Genomic DNA, 14966 nt, shown 5'->3' on the forward strand with positions numbered 1-14966 from the left:
TTTCAGCGAATCCCTATTCAACTCTGTCTTTCACGTCGCTGTATCTCCAACAAACAACCCGGTCAGTTCCCTCTCCCTCCGGGAGAGGGCTAGGGTGAGGGGGCCTTTGAGGCTACCCAACCCATTTCAATCCCCCACAAACCCTCCGCCTACAGTTAAACTCCGCGCTCTTTCCAAGGAGTCGACATGAGTTACTACCAGCCGGGCATCCTCGCCACCCCCGTTCCGCCACAAGCACGTCACCTGTTTTTCGCCCTTGATTCGGTTGAAGCGCTGCCGCAGGCGATCGACAACCTGCTGAACCTGGTGGACGGCAAGTCGGCGGTGGTCGGTTTCGGTGAATCCCTGGCCAAGGCCCTGAAGGTGAACATCGACGGCCTGCGCAGCTTCCCGGCGCTGACCGGCGTTGGCGTGGAAAACCCGTCGACCCAGCACGCCCTGTGGGTCTGGCTGCACGGTGTCGACCGTGGCGATCTGCTCAATCGCAGCACCGCACTTGAGGCCGCACTGGCCCCGGCGCTGCGTCTGGTGCAGATGCAGGAGGCCTTTCGCCATAAGGACGGCCATGACCTCACCGGTTATGAAGACGGCACCGAAAACCCGCACGACGAAGCCGCCATCGCCGCCGCACTGCAAAGTGACGGCGCGGACGGTCTGGTCGGTGGCAGCTTCGCCGCAATCCAGCAATGGCAGCACGACCTCAAGGGTTTCCATGCGTTGTCCGCCGAGGACAAGGACAACATCATGGGCCGTCGCCTGAGCGACAACGAAGAGATCGACGACGCCCCGGTGTCCGCCCACGTCAAACGCACCGCCCAGGAAAGCTTCGCCCCGGAAGCCTTCGTCGTGCGTCGTTCGATGCCGTGGATCGAAGGCGACCGCGCCGGCCTGATGTTCCTGGCGTTCGGCTTCTCCCTCGATGCCTTTGAAGCGCAACTGCGCCGTATGAGCGGTCTGGAAGACGGCATCACCGACGGTCTCTATCGCATCAGCCGGCCGATCACCGGCGGCTATTACTGGTGCCCGCCGCTGCAAAACGGCCACCTCGATCTGCGCGCACTGCGCATCGGCTGAGGCACAAGCATGAACGTGGTGCGTTGGGACATGATCGGTTGCGGCAGCGTCGCCGAACGCAAGAGCGGGCCGGCCTTCTACAAGGCGCCCGGCTCGGCGTTGGTGGCGGTGATGGGGCGACGTCTCGAAGCGGTGACCGATTACGCCGCGCGCCACGGCATCGCTCGGACGTACACCGACGTCGATGCCCTGATCAACGACCCCGAGGTGGACGCGGTGTACATCGCCACACCACCCGATAGCCACCACACCTACAGCCTGAAAGTCGCCGCCGCCGGCAAGCACTGCTGCGTGGAGAAACCCATGGCGCTCAACGCCGGGCAAAGCCGCGAGATGCAGCAGGCGTTCGCCGAGGCTGGTCTGCACCTGTTCGTCTCCTATTACCGCCGTTCGTTCCCGCGTTTCCAGCAGGTTCGGCAGTGGCTGGAGCAGGGCCGCATCGGCCAGGTGCGGCATCTGAGCTGGACGCTGACCAAGGCACCATCGCCCAAGGATCTGGACGGCAGCGCAAACTGGCGCACCGATTCGGCGGTCGCCGGGGGCGGGTATTTTGCGGATCTGGCCAGCCATGGTTTTGACCTGTTCCAGTACCTGCTCGGCGACATCGTCGAAGTCGCCGGTTTCACCGCGCGTCAGGCCGGGTTGTACGCGGCGGAGGATGCGGTCAGCGCCAGTTGGCGATTCGCCTCGGGCGCACTGGGCATGGGTTGCTGGAACTTTGTTGCGGATCGCCGTGAGGATCGGGTCGAGATCATTGGCAGCCAAGGGCGGATCGGCTTTTCGGTGTTCGACGAGCATCCGGTCGAGCTGCATGCCGACGAACACATCAGCCTGGAAATCCCCCATCACGAACACATCCAGTGGCATCACGTACTCGGTATGAACGCGCAGATTCGCGGTGAGTCCCGGCACCCGGCAATCGCCGCCGAGGCCCTGAAGACTGATTGGGTCATGGATCAGATCCTCAAGCGCCACTGAAGGCGCATCTAAGGTTATGCCCAAACAATATTTCTCAAACTTGTCATAACGTCTCTAAGATCACGTCATAACTCGTTATGACAAGTGATCCCGTGATGACCGATAACGTTCTCTCCCTGGGCAGCGTCCCGCTGCACACCCAACTGCGCGACGTACTGCGCGCCCGCATCCTCGACGGCGAATACCCGCAAGACAGCCAGATGCCGTCCGAAAGCGAGCTTGGAACGCTGTTCAAGGTCAGCCGCATCACCGTGCGCCAGGCCCTGGGCGATCTGCAGAAAGAAGGGCTGATCTTCAAGATCCACGGCAAAGGCACCTTCGTCGCCAAACCCAAGACCTTTCAAAACGTCAGCACCCTGCAAGGCCTCGCCGAGTCCATGACCGGCCGTGGCTACGAGGTGATCAACCGCCTGCGCAGCTTCAAATTCATCGCCGCCGACAAACTGGTTGCCGAGCGTTTGCAGGTCGCCGAAGGCGAAATCGTCGCGCAGATAAAGCGTGTACGGCTGATCAACCGCGAGCCGATTTCGCTGGAAATCACCTACCTGCCCAAAGCCGTCGGCGAGCGGCTGGAGAAGGCCGATCTGGTCACCCGCGACATCTTCCTGATCCTCGAAAACGACTGCGGCATCGCCCTCGGCCATGCCGATCTGGCCATCGACGCGGTGCTGGCCGACAGCGACCTGACTCAGGCGCTGAACGTCGAGGCCGGCTCGCCGATCATGCGCATCGAGCGGCTGACCCACGACGCTCACGGCCAGCCGTTGGACTTTGAACACCTTTACTACCGTGGCGATGCGTTCCAGTACCGCCTGCGGATCGACCGGCAAAAAGGGGCGTGACCATGACCCGCAACACCCTCGAACAGGAATACGACATCGTCGTGATCGGCGGCGGCACTGCCGGCCCGATGGCCGCGATCAAGGCCAAGGAAAAGAACAAGGAACTGCGCGTGCTGCTGGTCGACAAGGCCAACGTCAAGCGCAGCGGCGCGATCAGCATGGGCATGGACGGCCTGAACAACGCAATCATTCCCGGCCACTCGACGCCCGAGCAGTACACCAAGGAAATCACCATCGCCAACGACGGCATCGTCAATCAGGCAGCGGTCTATGCCTACGCCACCCACAGTTTCGAAACCATCGAGCAGCTCGACCGCTGGGGCGTGAAGTTCGAGAAGGACGAAACCGGCGATTACGCGGTGAAGAAAGTCCACCACATGGGCGCCTACGTGCTGCCGATGCCGGAAGGGCACGACATCAAAAAAGTCCTGTATCGCCAGTTGAAGCGCGCGCGGGTGAGCATCACCAACCGCCTGGTCTGCACCCGTTTGCTGACTGACGAGGAGGGCGCCGTCAACGGTGTGATGGGGTTCGACTGCCGCACTGCCGACTTCCATGTGATCAAGGCCAAGGCAGTGATCCTCGCGTGTGGCGCTGCCGGGCGCCTCGGTCTGCCGTCCTCGGGTTATCTGATGGGCACCTACGAAAACCCGACCAACGCCGGCGACGGTTACGCCATGGCGTATCACGCCGGGGCCGAACTGGCGAACCTCGAGTGCTTCCAGATCAACCCGCTGATCAAGGATTACAACGGCCCGGCCTGCGCCTACGTCACCGGCCCGCTCGGTGGCTACACCGCCAACAACAAGGGCGAACGCTTCATCGAGTGCGACTACTGGAGCGGGCAGATGATGTGGGAATTCCACCAGGAACTGGAAAGCGGCAACGGTCCGGTGTTCCTCAAGCTCGATCACCTGGCCGAGGAAACCATCCAGAACATCGAGGAAATCCTCCACAGCAACGAACGTCCGAGTCGCGGCCAGTTCCATGCCAATCGCTGCACGGATTACCGCACGCAGATGGTCGAGATGCACATCTCGGAAATCGGTTTTTGCAGCGGCCACTCGGCGTCCGGCGTGTGGGTCAACGAGCGCGCCGAAACCTCGGTGAAAGGTTTGTACTCGGCCGGTGACATGGCCGCCGTGCCGCACAACTACATGCTTGGCGCGTTCACCTACGGCTGGTTCGCGGGCAACAACGCGGCGGAGTTTGTTGCCGGGCGCGAGTTCTCCGTGCTGGATGCCGAGCAGATCGAAAAGGAAAAGGCCCGGGTCTATGCACCGCTGGATCGCGAACACGGTCTGCCGCCAGCCCAGGTGGAGTACAAGCTGCGGCGCTTCGTCAACGACTACCTGCAACCGCCGAAAGTGACCAAAAAAATGGAAATCGGCCTGCAACGCTTCAGCGACATCGAGCGCGATCTCAACGAGATGAAGGCCAACAACGCCCACGAACTGATGCGCGCCATGGAAACCAGCGTGATCCGCGACTGCGCCGAAATGGCCGCCCGCGCTTCGCTGTTCCGCGCCGAAAGTCGCTGGGGCCTGTACCACTACCGCGTCGATCATCCGCAACGGGACGACCGCGAATGGTTCTGCCATTGCCACCTGAAGAAGGGCGAGGACGGGCGCATGACCAGTTTCAAGAAAGCCGTCGAGCCTTACATCATCCCCCTCGATGCCGAGGAAATGCAGGCCTACGACCGCCTCCGGGTCGGCGCTTTCGCCGCTTGAGGCATCACTAGAGAGAGTCCGAACCATGGCCTACCAAGCCCAGGAAATCTTCTTCCGCTCCAACGCCCCCGTCACCGTGGACGAGGACAAATGCATCGCCGAAAAGGGCTGCACCGTGTGCGTCGATGTCTGCCCGTTGGACCTGCTGGCGATCAACCCGGCCACGCAAAAGGCCTACATGGCCTTCGATGAATGCTGGTACTGCATGCCTTGCGAAAAGGACTGCCCGACCGGTGCGGTGAAAGTCGAAATCCCGTACCTGCTTCGCTGAAACGCTATCCGGCAACACCGGACGCCTGATTCAACACACCCCTCGTTTCCCACCGCGCCCTGATCGCGGCGGAGACGAACATCCTATAAATGATTCGAGGGGATTCAACCATGTTGCGTGCAGCAATCGCCGGTCTGGTACTGGCTTCGTTCACCCTGTCGGCCTCCGCCGAAACCATCCGCATCGCCATCGGCACCCAGGACACCACCATCAATTGCGCCGCCGGCGGCCTGTTGATTCGCGAACTGGGCCTGCTCGACAAATACCTGCCTCACGACGGCGCCTACAAGGAGGCCAAGTACGATGTGCAATGGAAGAACTTCACCAGCGGCGCACCGCTGACCAACGAGATGGTCGCCGGCAAACTCGACTTCGGCGCCATGGCCGATTTCCCCGGTGCGTTCAACGGCGTGGCGTTTGAAACCGCCGGCAAACACAGTCTGTTCATCAGCGTGCTGTCGGGCAGCATCAAGGGCAGCGGCAACGGCATCGTGGTGCCGAGCGCGTCTGGCGTGCAGTCGTTGAGCGAACTCAAGGGCAAGACCATCTCCGTGCCGTTCGCCTCCACCGCCCACGGCATGTTGCTGCGCGCCGTGGCGGAGCAGGGCTGGGATCCGCTCAAGGACGTGAACATCATCGCCCAGCCGCCAGAGGTCGCAGGCTCCGCGTTGCAGGCCGGCAAAATCGACGCCCACGCCGACTTCGTACCGTTTGCCGAACTGTTCCCGAGCCGCGGCTTCGCCCGCAAGATCTACGACGGCGCCCAGGCCAATGCACCGACGTTCCACGGTGCGCTGGTCGATCAGACCTACGCCAGGAAGTACCCGGAAATCGTCGTCGCCTACCTGCGCGCGAGCATCGAGGCCAATCAACTGCTGGCTGCCGAACCGGAGAAATACAGCGAACTGATCGCCAAGGTCACCGGCGTCGATGCCGAGGTCAACTACCTGTTCCACGGCCCGCTCGGCGTGCAGACCCGCGACCTGAGCTGGAAGCCGGAGTATCGCCAGGCTGTGGGAACGGCCATCGACACGCTGAAGCTGCTGAAGAAGGCCGATCGCGGGCTCGACCTGAACACCTTTATCGACGATCAGTACATCCGTGCGGCGTTCAAGGCTTCGAATCTGGATTACACGGCGCAACTGGCCAACTACGCGCAGACGCCTTTGAAGTCGGTCGATGCGCTGACCGGGAAAGCCATTTCGGATTTCAGTCATGTTGCGGAAATCTGGGTGCGCGGTGAGGACAAGGTCCGGCGGTATGCCTCGGCTGAAGAGGCGTTCACCGCGCTGGCCGGCCTGAAATCGGAAGGTAAAAACATCCGTGCGGTGTATGCGCAGGCGAGTGACAGCGGGATCAAGTTGCTGGCAGAGCAGGCGTGGTTTGCCAGTGATGCGAAGGGGCGGCTCAGCGCGTTTTTGCTCAAGGGCCAGGCGCAGCAATTTGCCACGGCTCAGGGCGGCAAAGTCCTCGACTTTACCGACGCTACCACCCAGGCCGTGGCCACCCGCTAACAGCAGATCAAAAGCCCCTCACCCTAACCCTCTCCCGGAGGGAGAGGGGACTGACGGTGTTGTTCTGGAGAGTTACGCCGACCTGAGATATCGAGCCGAACTCAGGTTTGAAAATCATGAACATCTGCTCGTTCTCGAGTCGGGTACAGGTTTTGAAAGGCTTGAAGATCTGCCCCCTTTCCCCCTCGCCCCCTTGGGGGAGAGGGCTGGGGTGAGGGGGTTCGATCTCAGTCATCACACGGAATTCCGATCCATGAAAATCCCGAAAGCCCGCTGGACCACCAGAGCAACCTCCATAGCGTTCTGCCTGCTCTTCTGGCAACTAGCCGCCAGCCACCACTGGAACCTCGGCCTCGTCACCTTCGCCAACGTCCCGACCCCGCTGGCCGTGATCGAAGCCGCCCTCGGCCTCGGCGACTCCGGCAAGCTCATCCAGCACCTGACCGCCAGCCTTGGCCGGGTCTTCGCCGGCTACCTCGCGGCGCTGGTGATCGGCATCGCCCTGGGCCTGTCCATCGGCCGTTCGAAATGGGCCGAAGACCTGCTGCTGCCACCGCTGGAAGTACTGCGCCCAATCCCCGCCGTGGCATGGATTCCACTGGCCATCCTGATGTTCCCGTCGTCGGAACTGTCGATGGTCTTCATCACCTTCACCGGCGCACTGTTCCCGATCCTGCTCAACACCGTGCACGGCGTCGAAGGCGTCGACCCGCGGCTGATCGCCTCGGCCAAAAGCCTCGGGGCCGGGCGTCGGGCGATCCTGCTGGAAGTGATCCTGCCGGGCGCCGCACCGAGCATCATCACCGGGCTCGCCATCGGCATGGGCACCTCGTGGTTCTGTCTGGTGACCGCCGAAATGATCTCCGGTCAGTTCGGCATCGGTTACTACACCTGGGAGTCCTACACCATCCAGAACTACGCCGACATCGTGGTCGGCATGTTGCTGATCGGCGTGTTGGGCATGGGCAGCAGCCTGCTGATCAAACGCCTGGGCGGGCTGTTCACGCCCTGGCATCGACCACGAGGAAAAGCCTGATGAGCGTGATGCAAACTCCGGAAGGGCGGATCGACATCCGCCAGTTATCCATCGTCCTCGGCGAAGGCCGGCAAGCGTTTGAAGCGGTGCAGGGGCTGGACTGCCAAATCGAACCGGGCCAGTTCGTGTGCATTCTCGGCCCCTCCGGTTGCGGCAAGTCGACCTTGCTCGGTGCGCTGGCCGGGCATCTGCAACCCCATGGCGGGCAGTTGAAAGTCGATGGCGCCGAAGTGTCCGGCCCGTCGCCACAGCGCGGCATGGTGTTTCAGCATCACACGCTGTTCCCGTGGCGCACGGTGCGCGACAACGTTGCCTTCGGCCTGAAGATGCGCGGCATCGGCAAAGCCGAACGCCATCGTGCCGCCGACGACATCCTCAAACTGGTCGGCCTCGAAGGTTTCGCCGAACGCTGGCCGGATCAACTGTCCGGCGGCATGCAGCAACGGGTGGAAATCGCCCGGGTGCTGGTCAATCGGCCACGGCTGTTGCTGATGGACGAGCCCTTCGGCGCACTGGACGCGCTGACCCGACTGAACATGCAGGAACTGCTGCTGGACATCTGGACGCGGATTCGCACCACCGTGGTGTTCGTCACCCATGACATCGACGAAGCGCTGTTCCTCGCCGATCGCTTGCTGGTGATGAGCGCGCGGCCGGGGCGGATCATCGAAGACTTGCGCCTGGATTTCCCCCGGCCACGCACCACCGAACTGGTGACCAGTCACGAATTCTCGCGCCTCAAGCGCCACTGCCTCGACCTGCTGCGCCACGACAACGACCGACCGCTGCCGCGCCTCAATCCGCTCGGTTTGCCTCCTGAAAACTCCTTGCCGAGATTTGCCCTGTGACCTCATTTTTTGCTGTGACCGATAACGACGCCATTCTCGCCCTGCAACCGCGCCTGACCGCTGATGACGCCGGTGTACGGCGGATTGCCCTGATCGACCTGGCCGACCTCGAAGAGCCGGACGGTCTGCTCTGGCTGGTCGAGCGTCTGGCCGAAGACCCCGCCGAAGAAGTGCGTGCCGAAGCGGCGCGCCTGCTGGAGGCCTGGGAAGACGAGCCGGTGGTTGAAGCGCTGTGCCAGGCGCTGACGGATCCGTCGCCGGCGGTGCAAGCCGCTGCGGCGCAGAGCCTGAGCCTGCTCAAGATCGAAGCGGCGGGCAGGGTGATTCTGCCGTGGACCGCCCATGCCGAAACCGGCGTGCGGATTGCCGCGTTCCGGGCCTTGCGCGAGTTGCGTTTCCCCGGCGCTGCGCCGGCCGCGATTCAGGCGCTGAACGATGCCGATGCCAGTGTGCGCCGCGAAGCCGTCGGCGTGCTCGGCTGGCTCAAGCAACTCGACGCGTTGCCGGCACTGGCCCGCCTGGCGAGTGATGACCCGGACACCGAAGTACGCCGCGCCGCCACCGGCGCCCTGGGTTTGGCAAGTGACGCCGAAGTGCTGCCCGCGTTGCGTCAAGCCTTGCAGGACCAGGCCTGGCAAGTGCGCGAAGAAGCCGCGACCACCCTTGGCAAGGTCGGCCATACCGACGCGGGCCCGGCGCTGATCGAAGCCTTGGCCGACGACTACTGGCAGGTTCGCCTGCGCGCCACCCGCAGCCTCGGGCGACTCAAGTACGTCGCAGCCCTCGATGCCCTGATCGACACCCTCGGTCATCGCATCAGCAACCTGCGCAAGGAAGCCGCGCTGGCGCTGGGCGAGTTGAATGATCGCGGGGCCGTGGCCGCATTGCAGGCTGCGCAGGACGACGGCGACCCGGAAGTGCGCAAAGCCGTGCGGATTGCCTTGAGTCAGCTGCAATGAATCCGCTGTCGGTCGGTAATTCCCAAAGCGAACACCGCTTGCGGCTGAACTGGCCGGATGGCCGCGAGCAACTGCTCGACCATGCCGAACTGCGCCGCCAATGCCCGTGCTCGCAATGCCGGGCGTTTCGTCTGCGGGGCTCGCCACCGTTGGTTGACCCGCGTGTGCGGGTTATCGAATTGAACGCTCAGGGCTACGGCCTGCAACTGGTGTTCAGCGATGGCCATCAGCGCGGGATTTACCCGTGGGCCTATCTCGAGCAGCTTGAGGGGATCACTGTCCCGCCGTCATCGCCGGCCGACAGCCATGGAAAATATCCAGCCCCGGCTGATACAGCGACGTCCTGACTTCGAACAACCCGAGCACCGAATGGAACAGGTTGTCGTGGCTCAGATCCGGCTGGCTGCTTTTGCCTTGCAGGCAGCCACGGTCGATGCCCAGTTGCGCCAGGGTGTTGTTGCCGAACCACATCACCATCGGCACATGGGTCTGCGCTTCCGGCGCCAGCGCATAAGGCGCGGCGTGCAGGTACAGGCCGTTCTCGCCCAGCGATTCGCCATGGTCGGAGACGTACAGCATCGACGTATCGAGATGATCCTGATTGCGCTTGAGCAGCTCGATCACCTTGGCCAGGAAATGGTCGGTGTAGAGGATCGTGTTGTCGTAGACGTTGACCAGTTCGTCACGGCTGCAACTGCCCAGCTGGTTGGTGTGGCAGATCGGTTTGAAGCGCTCCATGTCCTTGGGGTAGCGCTCGTAATATTCCGGGCCGTGGCTGCCGTCGGCGTGCAGGACGATGATCGCGTTGCCCTTGAGGCTGTCGATGTAGCCTTGCAGGTCGGCCAGCAGCGCTTCGTCGAGGCAGTTGTTGCCGTCGCAGAACGGCCCCGGCTGGTTCTTCGCGATGTCGCGGTTCGGCACCCGCAGGCAAGTGCCCTTGCAGTCGCTGTTGTTGTCCAGCCACAGCACCTGCACGCCGGCCCGTTGCAGGATGTCCAGCAGGCCTTCGTAGGTTTTGCCTTTCTTGTCGCTGTAGTCCTCGCGCGGGAACATCGAGAACATGCACGGCACCGACACCGCCGTCGAAGTGCCGCAGGAATGCACCTGGGTGAAATTGAGGATGTCGAGTTTGCTCAGCTCGGGATTGGTCTCGCGCTCATAGCCGTTGAGCGAGAAATGGTCGGCCCGGGCGGTTTCGCCGACCACGAACACCATCAGCGATTTCTTCTCGCGGGAGGCCGCCTTGGCGCTCATCACCGCGTCTTCGCCGATGGCCTGCACCACGAAATGCTTTTTGATCCCCAGCCGCTGCTTGGTGTATTTGCTGATCGCGTAGATGTAGTTGGTCGGGTTGATGAAGTGGGTGAGCTTGTCTTCCTCGCGAAAGATCGGTGCGTAGGTCGAATAGAACGCGCCCACCGATGCGCCGATCACCAGCACGCAGGACACAATCACCAGCACCTTGTTCAGCAAGCCCCGAAAGAACGGCCGATAAACCACCGGCCAGCGCCAGATCAGCACGGCCGGCAACATACCGAGCAACAGCACGTAAGCCAGCAGTTTGCCGCTGAACAGCGCCGCGGCTTCCCCGGGATTGGTTTCGAACACGTTCTGGATCATCACCGTGTCGATGGTGATCCCGTACTCGTTCATGAAGTACGCCGCGCAGGCCGAGAGCAGGGCCACCAGGGTCAACGCCGGTTTCAGCGTCCAGCGAAACGACACCAGGGTCAGTAACAGGGTGATCGCCGCCCACAGAAACAGCCCGAAGGACGCGAAAAACGCCAGTTTCTGTGCGCCTTGCAGAGTGATCAATGTTCCCAGCGCCTTCCAGGTCGCCAGGTTGTACAGCGCCACCAGTGCCAGCGAAAACAGCAGCACCAGGCGGGTCGGAGTGATGGACGGTAAACGCAGTCCTTTGCCCAAAGCCATTTCGATACTTTCCTCTACGTCAGTCGAAAACCCATACGGTTACGCGCGTAACTGTAGAAGAGCATTGGTAAAAATTCCGTAAACATCCGGTAACAAAATCACGGTAAGTGCAAAAAAACGTGGGCGCCAGCAGGCCGGCTCCCACGGAGAACTGCGGCGGTTCAGAAGGATTTGCTGATGCTGGCGACGACTGTCGCCGTGCACACGTCCTTGAAGCCCCAACTGCTCAGACACTGGCTCTGCGAGAGGTCGGTGTCGATGTAGCTCAGGCCCAGCACCACGCCGGCCAGGTTGTGGGTCAGTTTGACTTCCCACTCCCGGTAGGACTCTTCGCTGTGACCGGACGCCGAATACATATGCGGATCCTTGAAGTCCATGTTGCCGTAGCGCAGTTTCAGCCCGGAATCGAACGGCAATTCGGTTTCGTAACCGATGTAGCTGTAGAGCGAGCTCTGTTTGCTGTCGATGCCCGGCGCGTCACTGGAGTAATAGGCCGCGAGTTTCATGCCGTAGGCGCTGAGAATCGAGTACACCTCGCTCTGGTTGAACTGGCTCTCCTTGGGATACGCGTATTTGATGTAGCCCAGATCCAGGCTCACGGCCTCGGTGGCCTGCCACAGCCAGCCGGCGTAGTAATCGACCTCCTGACGGGTTTTCAGGCCGCCACCGAAATCGACGTTCGAACTCCATGCGCCGAGGTACAGGCCGCTGCTGTGGGCCAGGGTCAGCCCGGCCTGCACCGCCGGGTCGTTCTGGGTCTGGGAGATGCCGCGGGTGCGGTAATCGCTGGCCAGGGTCAGATCGACCAGCACCGCGAAATCATCGTTCAGGGCAATTGCGTGGCTGCTCAAGGGCAGCAGGCTCAAGGAACTAAGGGCGAGCAAGGGCAAGGCTTTCATGTGAAGTCCCGTTGTTGTGGTTGTTATGGGCAGGAAGCGGGCAAGGCTGCGCCGGACCCCGGCGGCTGGCGCGGGGTCGGGCAGCGGATACGGCGATTGTTATTGGAGGGTAGGGGCGTAGACCTGACGGCCGGCGAACCAGGTTTGCAGGACCTGGGTGTCATGCAGGGCCTTGTCGTCGACGCTGAACACGTCGCGATCGAGCACGATGAAATCGGCCTGTTTGCCGGGGCTCAGCGAGCCGATCTGTTGTTCCAGGCCGATGGTCCGCGCCGCGTTGGCGGTGTAGGCGTAGAACATGGTTTCACGGTCCAGGCGTTCGTCGGCGTTGAGCACGCCCAGCGGCCCGGTGCGGGTGATGGCCTGGGCCATGGCGTTCCACGGGTTCGGCGAGGACACCGGCCAGTCGCTGGCGCCGGCAATCGTCGCGCCCTGTTTGAGCAGCGAATGCGCCGGGTATTGATAGCGAAAGGCGAGGGCGCTGACGTAAGGCTTGATCATGTCGGTGGTGTAGTCGTCGGCGCTGGCCCACAGCAGTTGCATCGAGGCAATCACGTTCAGCGGCTTGAAGCGGGCGAACTCCTTCGGGTTGACCATTTGCAGGTGGGTGATCGAGTGCGTTACGCCGCTTTGCCGGTCCTTGCGCGCCTGGGCGATGCCGTTCAGCGATTCGCGCACCGCGCGGTCGCCGATGGCGTGGATGTGCACCAGCCAGCCGCGCTGGTCGATGGCACTGACCAGTTCGCCGAAATGCTGCGGATCGATCAGCAATTCGCCCTGTTTGTGCGAGTTGCTGTAGGGATCGATCATCGCCGCGCTCTGGGCCGGGTACTCGATCACGCCGTCGGCGAAGATCTTGATCCCCGGCAGCGTCAGGTTGGGAATGCCCTGAAACTGCCGGCGCACCTTGTCGAGGGTGTCGAGATCGGCCGGGACGCTTTTCGGATTGGCCACCAGCAGTGCGGCGACGTGGGCAGTCATGCCGCCGCTTTCCGACAGGGCCTTGTAGGCCGGCAGCACGCCGACGGTTTTCTCGGTGGGCTTGAGGGCGAACACCGGCTCGCCCGGTGCGGCGTTGGCGGCGGGGTCCATCCACGCGGTGATGCCGAGGCTGTTATTGAAGTGCACCGCCGATTGCGCAGCCTTGAGCATGTCGGCCGGGCTCGGCACCGGCATTTTCGAGGCGACCCGATCCCAACCGGCATCGACCACAAAGCCGTTCGGCTCACCGTTGGCCAGTTTGCCGAGGGTGTCTTTTTCCGCGTTCGGCAGGGTTTTCAGCAGTCCGGCGTCGATGCCCGCACGTTTGAGCATCACATTGTTGGCCCAAGCGGTGTGGTGATCGCTGCCGGTGAACACCACTGGCACGTCGGCCCATTCGCCGTTATTGAAGATTTTGCCCAGCGCTTCAGCCTTGGCCCAATACGCCGAACTCATGCCGGCCACGCTTAATACGTCGCCATGGCGGGCCTTGCCGTCGTCACGCCAGCCGCGCAGGCGTTTTTCCAGTTCATCCAGACTGACCACGTCGTCTTCCATGTTGGCCGAGACCATTTCCAGTCCGCCGAAAATCGCGTGGGAATGGCTGTCGATCAGGCCGGGCATCACCGCCTGACCTTTCAGGTCGATGACCTGGGTGCCGGGCTCGATCAAGGCCTTGATCTGCGCGTCGCTGCCGACTTTCAGCACCTTGCCGTTCTCCACGGCCAGCGCCTGAACCTTCGGTTGAGCGCGGTCGGCGGTGAAAATCTTGCCATTGAGCAGCACCAGATCGGTGGCGGCCATGGCTTCCATCGAGGCAAAACTCATAGCGGCGATCAGCAGATTTTTTGTGAAATGCGGGATGAATCTTTTCATTGAACATTTCCTTGTTATTGCGTCTGATGGCCAGATTAGTGGCTGCCAACGCCCGACAGAACGCCTCCCTCACGAAAAACGTTTTTGCCTGAATGGAAAAAGCATGGACAAGCTGGGTGCACTGAAAATGTTCGTGGTCACCGCGCAGCTCGGCAGTTTCAGCCGCGCTGCCGAGCAACTGGGCAAGACCCCGTCGGCCCTGACCAAAGCGGTCAATCATCTGGAATCCGAACTTGGGGCGCGGCTGTTCGAGCGCAGCACGCGGCGGATTCTGCTGACCGAAATCGGCCGGCTGTATCTGGAAACCGCACGCCAGGTGCTGCAACGGCTGGACGAGGCCAGCGAAGAAATCGAGCAGTTGCAGCATGGCCTGCGCGGCAGCCTGAAAATCACCGCACCGCTGGCCTACGGGCGGGCGTTTCTTGATCAGGTGTGTGACGGCTTTTTGCAGCAATACCCGCAGATCAGCCTGCAAGTGGATTTGTGCGACGAATTCGTCAATCTGCTGGAAAGCGGTTACGACCTGGCGTTGCGTGAAGGGCACGATGATTTGCCGGGGTTGATCGCCCGGGTGGTCGGCAGCAATCGCCTGGCGCTGTGCGGCAGCCCCGAATACCTGGCGCGCAAGGGCTTGCCGGTGACGCCGCAAACCCTCGATCAGCATGAATGGCTGCTGTACCGGCATCCGTTGCTCAGCCGCGAATTCTGGTGGGCCGAGCGCGACGGCCAGCGCCTGAGCCTGGCGCAACCGACGGCGCCGCTGTTGCGCAGTGACAATTACGACCTGCTGCTGGCCAGCGCCTTGGCCGGGCGTGGCCTGCTGCACACGCCGCTGTGGAGTGCCGCGCCGTACATCGCCGACGGGCGACTGGTGCGGGTCATGGCCGATTACGAGATCGACCCGGACAGCTTCGGGCCACATATTCTGGCGGTGTACCCGAGCCATCGACGGGCGACGGCCAAGGTTGTGGCGTTCATTGATTACATCGCGGGGTTTCTCGCGGAGCGCGGTTTGAGCTGACT

14 protein-coding genes and 1 pseudogene are annotated in these 14966 nt (G+C 62.3%); 11 read left to right on the plus strand and 4 right to left on the minus strand.

Annotated elements, in window-relative coordinates; genetic code table 11:
• The first annotated feature begins 186 nt into the window (after positions 1 to 186).
• The 6 genes from JKA62_RS21050 (at position 187) to JKA62_RS21075 (ending at position 6412) form a co-directional block, all read left to right on the plus strand.
• Positions 187 to 1074 carry a Dyp-type peroxidase gene (locus tag JKA62_RS21050; RefSeq protein ID WP_011334548.1) on the plus strand — a complete coding sequence of 296 codons (888 nt, stop codon included), beginning with the start codon at positions 187 to 189 and terminating at the stop codon, positions 1072 to 1074.
• A gap of 9 nt (positions 1075 to 1083) precedes the next feature.
• On the plus strand, positions 1084 to 2052 hold the full coding sequence (locus tag JKA62_RS21055) for a Gfo/Idh/MocA family protein (protein WP_201819263.1): 969 nt from the start codon (positions 1084 to 1086) through the stop codon (positions 2050 to 2052).
• 95 nt (positions 2053 to 2147) lie between these two features.
• A complete protein-coding gene (locus JKA62_RS21060; protein WP_011334546.1) occupies positions 2148 to 2894 on the plus strand; it encodes a GntR family transcriptional regulator in 747 nt (248 codons plus the stop codon).
• A 2-nt stretch (positions 2895 to 2896) separates the two neighbouring features.
• The gene (locus tag JKA62_RS21065; RefSeq protein ID WP_201819265.1) at positions 2897 to 4627 is read left to right on the plus strand and encodes a fumarate reductase/succinate dehydrogenase flavoprotein subunit; all 1731 of its coding nucleotides are present in this window, start codon (positions 2897 to 2899) and stop codon (positions 4625 to 4627) included.
• Between the two features lie 25 nt (positions 4628 to 4652).
• Entirely contained in the window at positions 4653 to 4898 is a 246-nt protein-coding gene (locus JKA62_RS21070) for a 4Fe-4S dicluster domain-containing protein (protein ID WP_201819267.1), read from the plus strand.
• A gap of 110 nt (positions 4899 to 5008) precedes the next feature.
• Positions 5009 to 6412: an ABC transporter substrate-binding protein gene (locus JKA62_RS21075; RefSeq protein ID WP_201819269.1), complete on the plus strand. Its 1404-nt coding sequence runs from the start codon at positions 5009 to 5011 to the stop codon at positions 6410 to 6412.
• Positions 6413 to 6419: 7 nt separating this feature from the next.
• Here JKA62_RS21075 and JKA62_RS21080 read toward each other — a convergent pair whose 3' ends face one another.
• Positions 6420 to 6647 carry a hypothetical protein gene (locus tag JKA62_RS21080; RefSeq protein ID WP_041475309.1) on the minus strand — a complete coding sequence of 76 codons (228 nt, stop codon included), beginning with the start codon at positions 6645 to 6647 and terminating at the stop codon, positions 6420 to 6422.
• Between the two features lie 18 nt (positions 6648 to 6665).
• Between JKA62_RS21080 and JKA62_RS21085 the strand changes: the two genes are divergently transcribed.
• The 4 genes and pseudogenes from JKA62_RS21085 to JKA62_RS21100 form a co-directional block, all read left to right on the plus strand.
• Positions 6666 to 7448, plus strand: coding sequence for an ABC transporter permease (locus tag JKA62_RS21085; protein WP_201819270.1), 783 nt, complete (start codon positions 6666 to 6668; stop codon positions 7446 to 7448).
• A complete protein-coding gene (locus JKA62_RS21090) occupies positions 7448 to 8296 on the plus strand; it encodes an ABC transporter ATP-binding protein (RefSeq protein WP_011334542.1) in 849 nt (282 codons plus the stop codon). Before JKA62_RS21085 ends, JKA62_RS21090 begins: the two co-directional genes overlap by 1 nt.
• Positions 8293 to 9255, plus strand: a complete 963-nt coding sequence (locus tag JKA62_RS21095) for a HEAT repeat domain-containing protein (RefSeq protein ID WP_201819271.1) — start codon at positions 8293 to 8295, stop codon at positions 9253 to 9255. The genes JKA62_RS21090 and JKA62_RS21095 overlap by 4 nt, the downstream gene beginning before the upstream one ends.
• Positions 9252 to 9521, plus strand: a pseudogene (locus JKA62_RS21100) (DUF971 domain-containing protein); the annotation flags it as partial. The gene JKA62_RS21095 and the pseudogene JKA62_RS21100, both read left to right, overlap by 4 nt.
• Positions 9522 to 9528: 7 nt before the next feature.
• Here the strand turns inward: JKA62_RS21100 and JKA62_RS21105 are convergent.
• The 3 genes from JKA62_RS21105 to JKA62_RS21115 form a co-directional block, all read right to left on the minus strand.
• Positions 9529 to 11187, minus strand: coding sequence for a phosphoethanolamine transferase (locus JKA62_RS21105; RefSeq protein WP_201819273.1), 1659 nt, complete (start codon positions 11185 to 11187; stop codon positions 9529 to 9531).
• Positions 11188 to 11348: 161 nt separating this feature from the next.
• Positions 11349 to 12086 (minus strand): TorF family putative porin, encoded by a 738-nt coding sequence (locus JKA62_RS21110; RefSeq protein ID WP_201819274.1) that lies wholly within the window; start codon positions 12084 to 12086, stop codon positions 11349 to 11351.
• A 99-nt stretch (positions 12087 to 12185) separates the two neighbouring features.
• Entirely contained in the window at positions 12186 to 13943 is a 1758-nt protein-coding gene (locus tag JKA62_RS21115; RefSeq protein ID WP_201819275.1) for an amidohydrolase, read from the minus strand.
• 103 nt (positions 13944 to 14046) lie between these two features.
• Here JKA62_RS21115 and JKA62_RS21120 point away from each other — a divergent pair, with 103 nt between their 5' ends.
• Positions 14047 to 14964: a LysR family transcriptional regulator gene (locus tag JKA62_RS21120; RefSeq protein ID WP_011334536.1), complete on the plus strand. Its 918-nt coding sequence runs from the start codon at positions 14047 to 14049 to the stop codon at positions 14962 to 14964.
• The last annotated feature ends 2 nt before the right edge of the window (positions 14965 to 14966 follow it).

This window comes from Pseudomonas sp. B7 (assembly GCF_016735645.1).
In the GTDB taxonomy this organism is placed as follows: domain Bacteria; phylum Pseudomonadota; class Gammaproteobacteria; order Pseudomonadales; family Pseudomonadaceae; genus Aquipseudomonas; species Aquipseudomonas glycinae.